21 protein-coding genes and 1 pseudogene are annotated in these 13,922 nt (G+C 67.8%); all 22 read right to left on the bottom strand.

The genetic code is table 11. The features are described 5' to 3' along the window. Positions 1 to 8: 8 nt before the first annotated feature. A complete protein-coding gene (rpsH, locus tag E1218_RS10435; protein ID WP_132147623.1) occupies positions 9 to 416 on the bottom strand; it encodes a 30S ribosomal protein S8 in 408 nt (135 codons plus the stop codon). Positions 417 to 507: 91 nt separating this feature from the next. Then, on the bottom strand, positions 508 to 693 hold the full coding sequence (locus E1218_RS10430; protein WP_012923674.1) for a type Z 30S ribosomal protein S14: 186 nt from the start codon (positions 691 to 693) through the stop codon (positions 508 to 510). A 1-nt stretch (position 694) separates the two neighbouring features. After that, a complete protein-coding gene (gene rplE / locus E1218_RS10425; RefSeq protein WP_132318723.1) occupies positions 695 to 1,276 on the bottom strand; it encodes a 50S ribosomal protein L5 in 582 nt (193 codons plus the stop codon). Beyond that, on the bottom strand, positions 1,276 to 1,674 hold the full coding sequence (gene rplX, locus E1218_RS10420) for a 50S ribosomal protein L24 (RefSeq protein ID WP_132318721.1): 399 nt from the start codon (positions 1,672 to 1,674) through the stop codon (positions 1,276 to 1,278). The genes rplE and rplX overlap by 1 nt, the downstream gene beginning before the upstream one ends. 1 nt (position 1,675) lies before the next feature. Next, positions 1,676 to 2,044, bottom strand: a complete 369-nt coding sequence (gene rplN / locus E1218_RS10415) for a 50S ribosomal protein L14 (RefSeq protein ID WP_012923677.1) — start codon at positions 2,042 to 2,044, stop codon at positions 1,676 to 1,678. Positions 2,045 to 2,137: 93 nt separating this feature from the next. Further along, the gene (gene rpsQ / locus E1218_RS10410; RefSeq protein WP_132318719.1) at positions 2,138 to 2,434 is read right to left on the bottom strand and encodes a 30S ribosomal protein S17; all 297 of its coding nucleotides are present in this window, start codon (positions 2,432 to 2,434) and stop codon (positions 2,138 to 2,140) included. Further along, on the bottom strand, positions 2,431 to 2,727 hold the full coding sequence (rpmC, locus tag E1218_RS10405; RefSeq protein ID WP_132318717.1) for a 50S ribosomal protein L29: 297 nt from the start codon (positions 2,725 to 2,727) through the stop codon (positions 2,431 to 2,433). The genes rpsQ and rpmC overlap by 4 nt, the downstream gene beginning before the upstream one ends. Beyond that, positions 2,727 to 3,146, bottom strand: a complete 420-nt coding sequence (gene rplP / locus E1218_RS10400) for a 50S ribosomal protein L16 (RefSeq protein WP_132216203.1) — start codon at positions 3,144 to 3,146, stop codon at positions 2,727 to 2,729. Before rplP ends, rpmC begins: the two co-directional genes overlap by 1 nt. Before the next feature lie 3 nt (positions 3,147 to 3,149). After that, the gene (rpsC, locus tag E1218_RS10395; protein ID WP_132318715.1) at positions 3,150 to 3,986 is read right to left on the bottom strand and encodes a 30S ribosomal protein S3; all 837 of its coding nucleotides are present in this window, start codon (positions 3,984 to 3,986) and stop codon (positions 3,150 to 3,152) included. 137 nt (positions 3,987 to 4,123) lie between these two features. Further along, positions 4,124 to 4,567 (bottom strand): annotated as a pseudogene (gene rplV, locus E1218_RS10390) (50S ribosomal protein L22); the annotation flags it as partial. Between the two features lie 50 nt (positions 4,568 to 4,617). After that, positions 4,618 to 4,899 carry a 30S ribosomal protein S19 gene (rpsS, locus tag E1218_RS10385; protein ID WP_131361012.1) on the bottom strand — a complete coding sequence of 94 codons (282 nt, stop codon included), beginning with the start codon at positions 4,897 to 4,899 and terminating at the stop codon, positions 4,618 to 4,620. A 15-nt stretch (positions 4,900 to 4,914) separates the two neighbouring features. Further along, positions 4,915 to 5,748 carry a 50S ribosomal protein L2 gene (rplB, locus tag E1218_RS10380; protein ID WP_132216194.1) on the bottom strand — a complete coding sequence of 278 codons (834 nt, stop codon included), beginning with the start codon at positions 5,746 to 5,748 and terminating at the stop codon, positions 4,915 to 4,917. Then, positions 5,748 to 6,053, bottom strand: a complete 306-nt coding sequence (gene rplW, locus E1218_RS10375) for a 50S ribosomal protein L23 (RefSeq protein ID WP_132147597.1) — start codon at positions 6,051 to 6,053, stop codon at positions 5,748 to 5,750. Before rplW ends, rplB begins: the two co-directional genes overlap by 1 nt. Then, a complete protein-coding gene (gene rplD, locus E1218_RS10370; RefSeq protein WP_202865898.1) occupies positions 6,050 to 6,754 on the bottom strand; it encodes a 50S ribosomal protein L4 in 705 nt (234 codons plus the stop codon). Before rplD ends, rplW begins: the two co-directional genes overlap by 4 nt. Then, positions 6,751 to 7,407: a 50S ribosomal protein L3 gene (gene rplC, locus E1218_RS10365; RefSeq protein WP_132318711.1), complete on the bottom strand. Its 657-nt coding sequence runs from the start codon at positions 7,405 to 7,407 to the stop codon at positions 6,751 to 6,753. Before rplC ends, rplD begins: the two co-directional genes overlap by 4 nt. Before the next feature lie 16 nt (positions 7,408 to 7,423). Further along, the gene (gene rpsJ / locus E1218_RS10360) at positions 7,424 to 7,732 is read right to left on the bottom strand and encodes a 30S ribosomal protein S10 (protein WP_012923688.1); all 309 of its coding nucleotides are present in this window, start codon (positions 7,730 to 7,732) and stop codon (positions 7,424 to 7,426) included. Positions 7,733 to 8,093: 361 nt separating this feature from the next. Further along, positions 8,094 to 9,287, bottom strand: coding sequence for an elongation factor Tu (gene tuf / locus E1218_RS10355; protein WP_132318709.1), 1,194 nt, complete (start codon positions 9,285 to 9,287; stop codon positions 8,094 to 8,096). Between the two features lie 74 nt (positions 9,288 to 9,361). After that, a complete protein-coding gene (gene fusA, locus E1218_RS10350; protein ID WP_233712142.1) occupies positions 9,362 to 11,422 on the bottom strand; it encodes an elongation factor G in 2,061 nt (686 codons plus the stop codon). Positions 11,423 to 11,544: 122 nt separating this feature from the next. Continuing rightward, complete coding sequence (rpsG, locus tag E1218_RS10345; protein WP_131361025.1) at positions 11,545 to 12,015, bottom strand: 30S ribosomal protein S7; 471 nt, start codon at positions 12,013 to 12,015, stop codon at positions 11,545 to 11,547. Further along, on the bottom strand, positions 12,015 to 12,389 hold the full coding sequence (gene rpsL, locus E1218_RS10340; protein ID WP_012923692.1) for a 30S ribosomal protein S12: 375 nt from the start codon (positions 12,387 to 12,389) through the stop codon (positions 12,015 to 12,017). Before rpsL ends, rpsG begins: the two co-directional genes overlap by 1 nt. A gap of 278 nt (positions 12,390 to 12,667) precedes the next feature. Further along, positions 12,668 to 13,432, bottom strand: coding sequence for a maleylpyruvate isomerase N-terminal domain-containing protein (locus E1218_RS10335; RefSeq protein ID WP_132318705.1), 765 nt, complete (start codon positions 13,430 to 13,432; stop codon positions 12,668 to 12,670). After that, positions 13,425 to 13,922: nuclear transport factor 2 family protein (locus E1218_RS10330; protein ID WP_132318703.1), on the bottom strand; the 498-nt coding region annotated here is incomplete at its 5' end. The genes E1218_RS10335 and E1218_RS10330, both read right to left, overlap by 8 nt.

The raw sequence follows: 13,922 nt of genomic DNA, 5'->3' as shown, positions 1-13,922 counted from the left end.
GTTCTTCGTCACCAGACGTAGGCGAGGACTTCCCCGCCGACGCCCTTGTTCTTGGCCTGCCTGTCGGTCAGCAGTCCCTGGGACGTCGAGATGATCGCGACGCCCAGGCCACCGAGGACCTTGGGCAGGTTGGTCGACTTCGCGTAGACCCGCAGACCCGGCTTGCTGATCCGGCGGACGCCCGCGATGGAGCGCTCCCGGCTCGGGCCGAACTTGAGGTCGACGACCAGGGTCTTGCCGACGGCGCCCTCCTTGGGGTCCTCCACCTTGTAGGAGGAGATGTACCCCTCCTGCTGGAGGATGTCGGCGATGCCCTGCTTGATCTTGCTGTACGGCATCGAGGTCGACTCGTGGTACGCCTGGTTGGCGTTGCGCAGACGCGTCAGCATGTCTGCGATCGGGTCGGTCATCGTCATGGCCTGGGGCCTCTTTCCCGCCGTGGTTTCGCCGGCCGGCGACCTACGGTGACTAGATGGTGAATGGAGAAAAGTTCGGGGGTGGAGACGGTCACCAGCTGGACTTGGTCACGCCGGGCAGCTCGCCCCGGTGCGCCATCTCCCGCAGGCAGATCCGGCAGAGGCCGAACTTGCGGAAGACCGCCTTCGGCCGGCCGCAGCGCTGGCAGCGGGTGTAACCGCGCACCGCGAACTTCGGCTTCCGGGCCTGCTTGACCTTGAGTGCTGTCTTCGCCACGTCAGTTCTCCTTGAACGGGAAACCGAGCTGCCGCAGCAGGGCCCGGCCCTCGTCGTCGTTCTTCGCGGTGGTCACCACGGTGATGTCCATGCCCCGGACCCGGTCGATCCGGTCCTGGTTGATCTCGTGGAACATCACCTGCTCGGTCAGGCCGAAGGTGTAGTTCCCGGTGCCGTCGAACTGCTTCGGCGACAGACCGCGGAAGTCACGGATCCGCGGCAGCGCGAGCGCCAGCAGCCGGTCCAGGAACTCCCACATCCGGTCGCCGCGCAGTGTCACGTGCGCACCGATCGGCATGCCCTCGCGCAGCTTGAACTGCGCGATCGACTTGCGCGCCTTGGTGACCTGCGGCTTCTGACCGGTGATCGCGGCCAGGTCCTTCACCGCGCCGTCGATCAGCTTCGAGTCGCGAGCCGCCTCGCCGACACCCATGTTCACCACGATCTTGGTGAGGCCGGGCACCTGCATGACGTTCTCGAACTGGAACTGTTCCTGCAGCTGGCCGACGATCTCCTCGCGGTACTTCGCCTTCAGCCGCGGCTGGACCCTGGTGGTCGCAGTCTCGGTCGCTGTCGCACTCATCAGATCTCCTCGCCGGTACGCCGCGCGATCCGGACGCTCCGGAAACCGGTGTACGTCGAGCCGTCGGGGCGCCGCTTCTGCACCTCGACGCGGTTGTAACCGACGCGGGTGGTCACCTTCTGCTTCTTGCCGTCCTTCTCGACCTCGACCAGAAGCGCCACGTTCGAGACGTGGATCGGGGCTTCCTGGGTGACGATGCCACCGGTGGTGCCGCCGCGCTGGGCCTGCTGCACCTTGGTGTGCTTCTTCACCCGGTTCACGCCCTCGACGATGACCTTCTCGTCGTCCGGGAAGACCTGGATGATCTTGCCCTCGAGGCCCTTGGACTTGCCGGCGATCACGCGGACGAGATCACCCTTCTTCACGTGCAGCTTCTTCTGTGCCTTGTTCTGGGCCATCTCAGAGCACCTCCGGAGCGAGCGAGATGATCTTCATGAAGCGCTTCTCGCGCAGCTCCCGGCCGACCGGCCCGAAGATACGGGTACCGCGCGGCTCGCCGTCGGCCTTCAGGATCACCGCGGCGTTCTCGTCGAACCGGATGTAGGAGCCGTCCGGACGCCGGCGCTCCTTCACGGTCCGCACGACGACCGCCTTGACGACGTCACCCTTCTTCACACCACCGCCCGGGATCGCGTCCTTGACGGTGGCGACGATCGTGTCACCGACACCGGCGTAGCGCCGACCGGAGCCACCGAGCACGCGGATGCAAAGGATCTCCTTGGCACCCGTGTTGTCGGCGACCTTCAGTCGCGACTCCTGCTGGATCATCTGTTGATCTCCTGGTTGTCTCGCTGGTTCTCACTCACGTGAGCCTTGCGGAACGAATGATTTCGATTGGTTGCCGGTCAAGACCGGGAACTACTACTTGGCCTTCTCGAGGATCTCCACGACGCGCCAGCGCTTGGTCGCCGACAGCGGCCGGGTCTCCATCAGGAGGACGCGGTCGCCGATCCCGGCGGCGTTCTGCTCGTCGTGCGCCTTGAGCTTGCTGGTGCGACGGATGACCTTGCCGTACAGGGCGTGCTTCACCCGGTCCTCGACCTCGACCACGACGGTCTTGTCCATCTTGTCGCTCAGCACCAGGCCCTCACGGGTCTTCCGGCGGCCTCGCGCCTCGGTGGTCGTGCTCACGGTCTCGTCCTTCGCGTTCTCGGTCATGCCTTGCTCCCGGCCTTCTCGCTGTCGTCCGCGGTCTCTTCGGCCTCGGCCTCGGCGTCAGCCTCGGCGGCCGGTGCGTCGACCTCCTCGGTGATGCCGAGCGCGCGCTCGGTCAGCACCGTGTAGATGCGGGCGATGTCCTTGCGAACGGCGCGCAGCCGGCCGTGGGACTCCAGCTGACCCGTGGCAGCCTGGAACCGGAGGTTGAACAGCTCCTCCTTGGCTTCGCCGAGCTTGCTCAGCAGCTCGTCCCGGCCCAGGTTCCGCAGCTCGGCGGCGGTCAGGATAGCCATCAGTTCTCACCTGCCTCTCGGGTGATGAAGCGGCACTTCATCGGCAACTTGTGGATCGCGCGGCGCATGGCCTCGCGAGCGATGTCCTCCGGTACGCCGGACAGCTCGAACATCACGCGACCGGCCTTGACGTTGGCGATCCACCACTCCGGCGAACCCTTGCCGGAACCCATCCGGGTCTCGGCCGGCTTCTTGGTCAGCGGGCGGTCGGGGTAGATGTTGATCCACACCTTTCCGCCACGCTTGATGTGCCGGGTCATCGCGATACGCGCGGACTCGATCTGCCGGTTGGTGACGTAGTGGCTCTCCAGCGCCTGGATGCCGAAGTCACCGAAGGCCAGCGTGGTACCGCCCTTGGCAGCGCCGGAGCGCTTCGGGTGGTGCTGCTTGCGGTGCTTGACCTTGCGGGGGATGAGCATCGGTCAGCTCTCCGTTCCGGTCGTCTCGGCGGGCTTGTCGGCAGCCGGCGCCTCGGCCCGGGGGGCCTCGTCGCGCTGTCCCCGACGGTCGTCGCGGCGGTCGCCACCGCGGCCACCACGGTCGCCGCCACGGCCACCGCGGTCGTCGCGACGGGCCGGCCGGCGCTGCTGGGTGGCAGCCCGGGCGGCGGCCTGCGCCTCGCGCTCGGCGCGGGAGCCGGCGACGTCGCCCTTGTAGATCCAGACCTTCACGCCGATCCGGCCGAAGGTCGTCCGGGCCTCGTAGAAGCCGTAGTCGATGTCCGCGCGGAGCGTGTGCAGCGGCACCCGGCCCTCACGGTAGAACTCCGACCGCGACATCTCCGCGCCACCGAGCCGGCCCGAGCACTGGATCCGGATGCCCAGGGCGCCGCCACGCATGGTGGTCTGCATCGCCTTGCGCATCGCGCGGCGGAACGCCACGCGGCCGGACAGCTGCTCGGCCACGCCCTGCGCGACCAGCTGGGCGTCGACCTCGGAGTTCTTCACCTCGAGGATGTTCAGCTGCACCTGCTTGCCGGTGAGCTCCTCCAGGCTGCCTCGGATCCGGTCCGCCTCGGCGCCACGGCGGCCGATGACGATGCCCGGACGGGCGGTGTGGATGTCGACCCGGACCCGGTCACGGGTGCGCTCGATCTCCACGCGGGAGATGCCGGCGCGCTCCATGCCCTTGCTCAGCAGGCGGCGGATCTTGACGTCCTCGCCCACGTAGTCCTTGTACAGCTTGTCGGCGTACCAGCGGCTCTTGTGGTCGGTGCTGATGCCGAGACGGAACCCGTGCGGGTTTACCTTCTGTCCCACAGTCAGGACTCCTTCTTCTCAGCGGTGGCCTTCTTGGCGGCCGACTTCTTGGCGGTCGCCTTCTTGGCCGGCTTGTCGGCGGCCTCGGCCTTGTCAGCCGCCGCCTTCTTGGCCGGGGCCTTCTTCGCCGCGGTGTCGGCCTTCTTGGCAGACTTCTTGGCGGGAGCCTTCTCGACCGGCTCCTCCTCGACCCGCGGCGTGACCACGACGGTGATGTGGCTGGTCCGCTTGTCGATCCGGGTGGCCCGGCCCTGGGCACGCGGGCGGTGACGCTTCAGCGTCGGGCCCTCGTCCACCAGGACCTTGGTCACGACCAGGTCGGCCCGGCTCAGGTGCTCGGTGCCCTCGGCGTTCGCCGCGGCGCTGTCGACGACCTTGTACACGGTCGCGGCAGCGGCCTGCGGGGCGAACTTCAGAGTGGCGAGTGCGTCGTCGACGCCCAGACCGCGCACCAGGTCGCCCACGCGGCGCGCCTTCATCGGCGTCACGCGGACGAAGCGCGCGACCGCGAAGGCCCCGGGCTCGTCGCCCAGCAGGCTCTCGCGACGGGCGCTGACCGCCCTACGCTCTTGAACGCTCATGATGTTCGAATCTCTCCGTAGGTTGCTTTCGCTTCGTCACTGACCACAGGTCAGCGACGCCGTGACTTCCGGTCGTCCTTCTCGTGACCCTTGAACGTCCGGGTCGGGGCGAACTCGCCGAGCTTGTGCCCGACCATCGCGTCCGTCACGAACACGGGCACGTGCTTGCGGCCGTCGTGCACCGCCAGCGTGTGACCGATCATGTCCGGCACGATCATCGATCGGCGGGACCAGGTCTTGATGACGTTCTTGGTGCCCTTCTCGTTCTGCACCTCCACCTTCTTCATCAGGTGGTGGTCGACGAACGGGCCCTTCTTCAAGCTGCGTGGCATCTGGCCGGCTCCCTATCAGCGCTTCTTGCCGGCCTTGCGGCGCCGGACGATCATGCGGTCGCTTTCCTTACGGGTGCGGGTACGCCCTTCGGGCTTGCCCCACGGGGACACCGGGTGGCGACCACCCGAGGTCTTGCCCTCACCACCACCGTGCGGGTGGTCGACCGGGTTCATCGCGACACCGCGGACGGTCGGGCGCTTACCCTTCCAGCGCATCCGGCCGGCCTTGCCCCAGTTGATGTTCGACTGTTCGCCGTTGCCGACCTCACCGAGGGTGGCGCGGCAGCGGACGTCGACCATCCGGACCTCGCCGGACGGCATCCGCAGGGTGGCCATCCGGCCTTCCTTCGCGACCAGCTGGATGCTGGCACCGGCCGAGCGGCCCATCTTGGCGCCGCCGCCCGGGCGCAGCTCGACGGCGTGCACCGTGGAGCCGACCGGGATGTTGCGCAGCGGCAGGTTGTTGCCCACCTTGATGTCGGCGGCCGGGCCGTTCTCGACGATCGTGCCCTGCTTCAGGTTCGCCGGGGCGAGGATGTAACGCTTCTCGCCGTCGACGTAGTGCAGCAGCGCGATCCGCGCGGTGCGGTTCGGGTCGTACTCGATCTCGGCAACCTTCGCCGGGACGCCGTCCTTGTCGTACCGCTTGAAGTCGATCAGCCGGTAGGCCCGCTTGTGACCGCCGCCCTGGTGGCGGGTGGTGATCTTGCCGGAGTTGTTCCGGCCGCCCTTCTTCGGGAGCGGACGCAGCAGCGACTTCTCCGGGGTCGAACGGGTGAGCTCGACGAAGTCGGCCACGCTCGAGCCACGGCGGCCCGGCGTCGTCGGCTTGTATTTGCGGATACCCATTACGACTGGCCTCCGAAGATGTCGATGCGGTCGTCACCCTTGAGGGTCACGATCGCCCGCTTGGTGTCCGGGCGCTTGCCCCAGCCGGACCGGGTCCGGCGGCGCTTGCCCTTGCGGTTGATGGTGTTCACGTCGCTGACCTTGACCTTGAAGACCTTCTCGACCGCGAGCTTGATCTCGGTCTTGTTGGCGTTCGGGTCGACCTCGAACGTGTACTTCTGCTCATCCAGCAGGCCGTAGCTCTTCTCGCTCACGACCGGCCGCAGCAGCACGTCCCGCGGGTCCTTGTTGACTCCGTGGCTCACGCTTCTACCTCCTCGGCTTCGGTCGACGTCGCGACAGCCTTCACGGACTTGCCCTTCGGGGCACCGGCGACGAACGCGTCGAGCGCACCCTTGGTGAACACGACCGCGTCGCTGACCAGCACGTCGTACGCGTTCAGCTGGTCGGCCGCGATCAGGTGCACGTGCTGCACGTTGCGCAGGCTCAGCCAGGTGAGCTCGTCGGCACGCTCGACCACGACCAGCGCCTTGCCCGGGTCGGTGACCTCGGTCAGCACCTTCATTGCGGTCTTGGTGGACGGGGTGTCCCCGTCGATGAACTTTTCGACGACGTGCACCTGGCCGTCGCGGGCCCGGTCCGAGAGCGCACCGCGGAGCGCGGCGGCGATCATCTTCTTCGGGGTCCGCTGGCTGTAGTCGCGCGGCACCGGGCCGTGGACCACGCCACCGCCGGCGAACTGCGGCGCGCGGGTCGAACCCTGCCGGGCGCGACCGGTGCCCTTCTGCCGGTACGGCTTGGCGCCGCCACCGCGGACCTCGCCCCGGGTCTTGGTCTTGTGCGTGCCCTGCCGGGCCGCGGCCAGCTGGGCCACCACGACCTGGTGGATCAGCGGAATGTTGACCTGGACGTCGAACAGCTCGGCCGGAAGCTCGGCGGAGCCCTTCTTGCTGACCTTGTCGCCCTTCACGACGACGACGTCGACGGTGTTCGATGCGGGGCTCACTTGGCTGCTCCCTTCGCGGCGTTGCGGATCAGCACGAGGCCGCCCTTCGGACCGGGAACCGCGCCCTTGAGCAGGATCAGGCCGCGGTCGGCGTCGATCGCGTGGACCGACACGTTCTGCGTGGTGACCTGCTCGGCGCCCATCCGGCCCGCCATCCGCAGGCCCTTGAAGACCCGGCCGGGGGTGGCGCAGCCGCCGATGGAACCCGGCGAGCGGTGCTTCTTGTGCACACCGTGGGTGGCGCGCAGGCCGTGGAAGCCGTGCCGCTTCATCACACCGGCGAAGCCCTTGCCCTTGCTGGTGGCGGAAACGTCGACCAGCTCGCCGGCGGCGAACGCCTCGGCCTTGATCTCCTGGCCCAGCGTGTACTCGCTCGCGTCGGCGGTGCGCAGCTCCAGCAGGTGGCGCCGCGGCGTCACGCCGGCCTTGTCGAAGTGACCGCGCATCGGGCTGGTCACCTTCCGCGGGTCGATGTCGCCGAAGGCGATCTGGACGCCGTCGTACCCGTGGCTGTCCGAGGTCCGAACCTCGGTCACGACGCACGGGCCGGCCTGGATCACGGTCACGGGGACGACTCGGTTGTTCTCGTCCCAGGTCTGGGTCATGCCGAGCTTGGTGCCCAGCAGACCGCGCGTGTTCTTCTGCTTGCTCATTGGTTGTTCGCGTCCCTCAGAGCTTGATCTCGATGTCGACACCGGCCGGCAGGTCGAGCCGCATCAGCGAGTCGACGGTCTTCGGCGTGGGGTCGATGATGTCGATGAGCCGCTTGTGGGTGCGCATCTCGAAGTGCTCGCGGCTGTCCTTGTACTTGTGCGGCGAGCGGATGACGCAGAACACGTTCTTTTCCGTCGGCAACGGCACCGGGCCAGCAACCTTCGCACCAGTACGCGTCACCGTGTCGACAATCTTGCGCGCCGAGCTGTCGATGACCTCGTGGTCGTAGGCCTTCAGCCGGATGCGGATCTTCTGTCCCGCCATCGCTTCGCTTCGTCCTTCTCTATCGTCAACGTCTGTGTTGCTCCGACCCCCGCGGTCGGGTGTGTCGCGGACGCGGAACGCGCGCGACTCACCGCTTCATCGACCTGGAATGGTGATCGGGGCCCGGTCTCGGACCGGAACCTCGGCATGGTCTCCGGTCCGGCGCACCAGCCCGACCTGGTGGTCGGGGGGCGCGCCCCGGCGGCCTCGCCTGAGCAACCTGAATATTGTGCCCCAGATCGGCGCCGGAACGCCAATCGGGGTGGCTTCATGCCTGATCCGGCCCACCTGAGCGCCGGATCGGGCGCAAAGCAGAGGTCCGCGGGGGCTCAGCGGGCGAGCCCACGCGGACCTCGTGAGATCACTTGATGATCTTGGTGACCCGGCCGGCGCCGACGGTGCGGCCACCTTCGCGGATCGCGAACTTCAGACCGTCCTCCATGGCGATCGGCTGGATCAGCTCGACCGACATGTCGGTGTTGTCGCCCGGCATGACCATCTCGGTGCCCTCGGGGAGCTGCACGACACCGGTCACGTCCGTGGTACGGAAGTAGAACTGGGGCCGGTAGTTCTGGAAGAACGGCGTGTGACGGCCGCCCTCCTCCTTGGACAGGATGTAGACCGAGGCCTCGAAGTTCGTGTGCGGGGTCGTGGTGCCCGGCTTGATGACGACCATGCCGCGCTCGACGTCCTCGCGCTTGGTGCCACGAAGCAGCAGACCGACGTTCTCACCGGCCTGGCCCTCGTCCAGCAGCTTCCGGAACATCTCGATACCGGTGACCGTGGTGGTCTGCTTCTCCGGGCGGATGCCGACGATGTCGACGGTCTCGTTGACCTTGATGACACCGCGCTCGATCCGGCCGGTGATGACGGTGCCGCGCCCCGTGATGGTGAAGACGTCCTCCACCGGCATCAGGAACGGCTTGTCGATCTCGCGCTCCGGCTGCGGGATGTACTCGTCGACCGCGTTCATCAGCTCGAGGATCGACTCGCCCCACTTGGCGTCGCCCTGCAGCGCCGGGTGAGCGGCGACCCGGACGATCGGCGCGTTGTCGCCGTCGAACTCCTGCTCCGAGAGCAGCTCGCGGACCTCGAGCTCGACGAGCTCCAGGATCTCCTCGTCGTCGACCATGTCGCACTTGTTCAGGGCGACGACCATCGCCGGCACGCCGACCTGACGGGCGAGCAGCACGTGCTCACGCGTCTGCGGCATCGGGCCGTCGGTGGCGGCGACGACCAGGATCGCGCCGTCCATCTGGGCCGCACCGGTGATCATGTTCTTGATGTAGTCCGCGTGACCCGGGCAGTCGACGTGGGCGTAGTGCCGGGCCTCGGTCTGGTACTCGACGTGCGCGATCGAGATGGTGATACCGCGCTGACGCTCTTCGGGCGCCTTGTCGATCTGATCGAAGGCCGACGCCTCGTTGAGGTCCGGGTACTTGTCGTGCAGCACCTTGGTGATCGCCGCGGTAAGAGTGGTCTTACCGTGGTCGATGTGACCGATGGTGCCGATGTTGACGTGCGGCTTAGTCCGCTCGAACTTCGCCTTCGCCACTGGGGCCCTCCTAGATAAATGTTGACTACGCCGTACGCCGACGCGCTTGGGGTGTGGTGGTCAGGAGCGAGAGACTACTCGCCCCGGGCCTTCTTGATGATCTCTTCCGCCACGTTCTTCGGAACCTCGGCGTAGGAATCGAACTGCATCGAGTAGGACGCGCGTCCCTGCGTCTTCGAACGCAGGTCACCGACATACCCGAACATCTCCGACAGCGGCACCAGGGCCTTGACGACCCGGCTGCCACCAGGGCCCTCGTCCATCGACTGGATCTGGCCACGGCGGGAGTTGAGGTCGCCGATCACGTCGCCCATGTAGTCCTCGGGCGTGGTGACCTCGACCGCGAACATCGGCTCCAGGATGACCGGCCCGGCCTTGCGGGCGGCATCCTTGAACGCCATCGAGCCGGCGATCTTGAACGCGAGCTCGGAGGAGTCGACGTCGTGGTAGGCGCCGTCCTGCAGCGTCACCTTGACGTCCACCATCGGGTAGCCGGCCAGTACGCCGAACTCCATCGCCTCCTGGCAGCCCTCGTCCACCGACGGGATGTACTCCCGCGGGATGCGGCCGCCGGTGACGGCGTTGACGAACTCGTAGCCGCCCTCGCCGCCGGCCTCCACCGAGGTCGGCTCGATGTCGATGATCACGCGCCCGAACTGACCCGAACCACCGGTCTGCTTCTTGTGCGTGTAGTCGACCTTCTCGACCTTCTTGGTGATGGTCTCGCGGTAGGCGACCTGCGGCTTGCCGACGTTCGCCTCGACCCGGAACTCGCGCTTCATCCGGTCGACCAGCACCTCGAGGTGCAGCTCACCCATGCCGGCGATGATGGTCTGGCCGGTGTCCTCGTCGGTCCGGACCTGAAAGGTCGGGTCCTCCTCGGCGAGCCGCTGGATCGCGACGCCCAGCTTCTCCTGGTCGGCCTTCGACTTGGGCTCGATGGCGACCGAGATGACCGGGGCCGGGAACTGCATGGACTCCAGCACGACCGGGTTCGCCGGGTCGGCCAGGGTCTCACCGGTGGTGGTGTCCTTCAGGCCCATCACGGCGACGATGTGGCCGGCGCCGATCGACGCGATCTCCTCACGCTTGTTCGCGTGCATGCGGTAGATCTTGCCGATCCGCTCCTTGCGGCCCTTGGTCGGGTTCAGCACCTGCGTACCGGTCTCGAGCTTGCCCGAGTAGACCCGGATGAAGGTCAGCTTGCCCAGGTGCGGGTCGGCGGCGATCTTGAACGCCAGCGCCGAGAACGGCTCGCTGTCGTCCGGCTTGCGCAGCACGACCTGCTCGGCGTCCTTGACGTCGTGGCCCTCGATGGCCGGCACGTCGACGGGGCTGGGCAGGTAGGCGTTGATGGCGTCCAGCAGCGGCTGGACGCCCTTGTTCTTGAACGCCGTACCGGTCAGCACCGGGGTCAGCTTGCTGGCCAGGGTGGCCCGGCGGATGGCTGCGACGAGCTGCTCCTGGGTCGGCTCCTCGCCCTCCAGGTACAGCTCCATGATCTCGTCGTCGGCCTCGGCGACCGTCTCGATCAGCTTGTCGCGCCACTCGGCCGCCAGCTCGGTGTGGGTGGCCGGGATCTCCTCGACCGTGTAGTCCTCACCGATCTTGGTCTCGCCGCGCCAGGTCAGCGCACGCATCCCGACCAGGTCGATGACGCCGATGAAGTCGGACTCGGCCCCGATCGGCAGCTGCATGACCAGCGGCACCGCGGCGAGGCGGTCCCGGATCATGTCGACGCAGCGCATGAACTCCGCGCCGGTCCGGTCCAGCTTGTTGACGAAGCAGATCCGCGGCACGCCGTACCGGTCCGCCTGCCGCCAGACGGTCTCGGACTGCGGCTCCACGCCGGCGACCCCGTCGAACACCGCGACCGCGCCGTCGAGCACGCGCAGCGAGCGCTCCACCTCGACGGTGAAGTCGACGTGGCCCGGGGTGTCGATGATGTTGATGGTGTGGTCTTTCCAGGTGCAGGTCGTCGCGGCGGACGTGATGGTGATGCCGCGCTCCTGCTCCTGCTCCATCCAGTCCATCGTGGCGGCGCCCTCGTGGACCTCACCGATCTTGTAGGTGATACCGGTGTAGAAGAGGATCCGCTCGGTCGTCGTCGTCTTGCCGGCGTCGATGTGAGCCATGATGCCGATGTTGCGGACCTTGGCCAGGTCGGTGGTGATTTGTACGGCCACCTCGGTGGTCTACCTCTCGATTCTGTACTGCGTCAAAGGGGTGAGCGCTGGGGTCCGGAGCGGACCCCGGTTCACCAGCGGTAGTGGGCGAAAGCCTTGTTGGCTTCGGCCATCTTGTGCGTGTCCTCGCGGCGCTTGACCGAGGCACCCAGACCGTTCGACGCGTCCAGGATCTCGTTCATCAGGCGCTCGGACATGGTCTTCTCGCGACGGGCGCGGGAGTACGTCGTCAGCCAGCGCAGCGCCAGCGTGGTGGACCGGCCCGGCTTGACCTCGATCGGCACCTGGTAGGTGGCACCACCGACGCGGCGGCTCTTCACCTCGATGCTCGGCTTCACGTTGTCCAGCGCACGCTTCAGCGTGATCACCGGGTCGGTGCCGGTCTTCGTGCGGGTGCCCTCGAGCGCGGTGTAGACGATGCTCTGCGCGATCTGCTTCTTGCCGTCCACCAGGATCTTGGAGATCAACTGGGTGACGAGCGGCGAACTGTAGACCGGGTCGATGATGACCGGGCGCTTCGGGGCCGGGCCCTTGCGCGGCATTAGCTCTTCTCCTTCTTCGCGCCGTAGCGGCTGCGGGCCTGCTTGCGGTTCTTCACACCCTGGGTGTCGAGCGAACCGCGGATGATCTTGTACCGGACACCCGGGAGGTCCTTCACACGACCGCCACGCACGAGCACGATCGAGTGCTCCTGCAGGTTGTGGCCGACGCCGGGAATGTACGCGGTGACCTCGATGCCGCTGGTCAGGCGGACACGCGCGACCTTGCGAAGCGCCGAGTTCGGCTTCTTCGGCGTGGTGGTGTAAACGCGCGTGCACACACCGCGACGCTGAGGGGAACCCTTCAGGGCGGGCGTCTTGTTCTTGGACACCTTGTCCTGGCGGCCCTTGCGGACCAGCTGCTGAATGGTGGGCACCGCGTAGGTCTCTTTCTGTCGTCCGGCTTTCTTCTGCTGCTTCTCGCCTGACCCCCGCGGTCGGGTGTGTCGCGTGCGCACGGGCGTACCGAAGCCGTAATCTTCCAGACTGTCGGCAGGAGTCCCGTGCCACGCGCGCAGACCCGAACGACCGAGGGGCACGCATGACGGCCCAGGATGACCCGGGCACGATCGTTAAGACTAGCGGCTGCCTCATGCACGGTCAAAATGAGTAACCGACCGAACCGAAGCCCTTCCGCGTTCCCAGTCTACAGGGTTTACGGAGTGGTCGTTCCGGCCAGGAAAGCGGCTGCCACCGCCGGGTCGCCCGCAACCGTCAGGACGCCGGTCGGCAAGCGTTTCCAGAGGCACAGGTCCAGCTCGGCCGCGGTACCCGAGACGACCGCCTCACCCGCGGCCTTCCCCCGCTCGACCCGTGGCCGACCGCCGTCCGCCGCAGGTGTCAGGGTCCACTCGTCGCCGGTGTCGGTCGCCCGGACGCCGATCTGCCGGGTGACCGCCGGTGCGAACCCGCGGGCGAGCATCCGGGCCAGGAACACCCCGAACACCTCGTCCACCCCGTCGGCCGCGATCCGTGGAGGTACGACGGTAAGACCACTGGCGGACCGCCCGTCCGCATCGGCGCCGGCCTGGACGGCGTCCACGAGATGGATGACCGTCTCATGCAAGCGCCGGCGTGACCAGAATCCGGCGCGCTGCTCGACCGGCGCGAAGTTCCAGCACGGCTCGTCCGGATCGACGGCCCGGATCGCGGCCGCCAGCGCGGCGGTCGTGCCGGCATACCAGTCGGCCCAGGAGATCGTCGTACGCAGGACCTCCGGGACCTTCTGGCGAGTGCCGCTCAGCAGGATCGCCGCGGCCCAGCGCTGCCCCGAACCGAGGTGCAGCGCCAGGTCTGCGAGCGTCCAGCCGGGACAGCCCGGCACCGCCGCGGCCGGGTCCGCCCGGTCGAGGACGGCCGCGAACTCCGCGGCCGTCCGCTCGAACTCTGCCAGGTGATCGACGGGGTCGAGCTCAGACACGGAACTGGACTTCGGCGATCAGTCCGTCGGTGACGCGGTAGAGGGCGATCATCGGGGTCGGCTCGCCGGTGTCGTACGCCGAGACGTGCTCGACCACCCACTCGCCGAGCATCAGCTTCTGCACGACCTCGGTCTTGCACCGGCCGGCGTCGAAGCGTGGCCGGTAGTACTCGCGGAGGAACCGGCGGCCCTTCAGCTCACCGCCGTCGGCCAGCTCGATCCGGGCGGTCGGCGAGTACATCGCCAGGAACGCCTCCAGATCGTGCGCGGCGTAGGCGGCGTGCTCGCGCGCGACCACCCGCGCCGCCGGGGTGTCCGCGGTCGCAGCCGCGACCGTGGCCGCCGCGACCGACGCCAACGGCGTCGCGGCGGAGGCCGTCGCCGGGCCGGCCTCGCTGGCCCGGTCGGCCGGGCCCGGCGTGCCGGTGAGGCTCGGTGCGCCGGTCGTCGCGGCGGCGCCGGCTGGGGCGGTGGGTGCTGGGGTCGGAGT

The sequence above is a fragment of the Kribbella turkmenica genome, from assembly GCF_004348725.1.
GTDB lineage: Bacteria > Actinomycetota > Actinomycetes > Propionibacteriales > Kribbellaceae > Kribbella > Kribbella turkmenica.
Note: the sequence above shows the minus strand (reverse complement) of the source record. Positions and strands in the feature narration are given on the sequence as shown.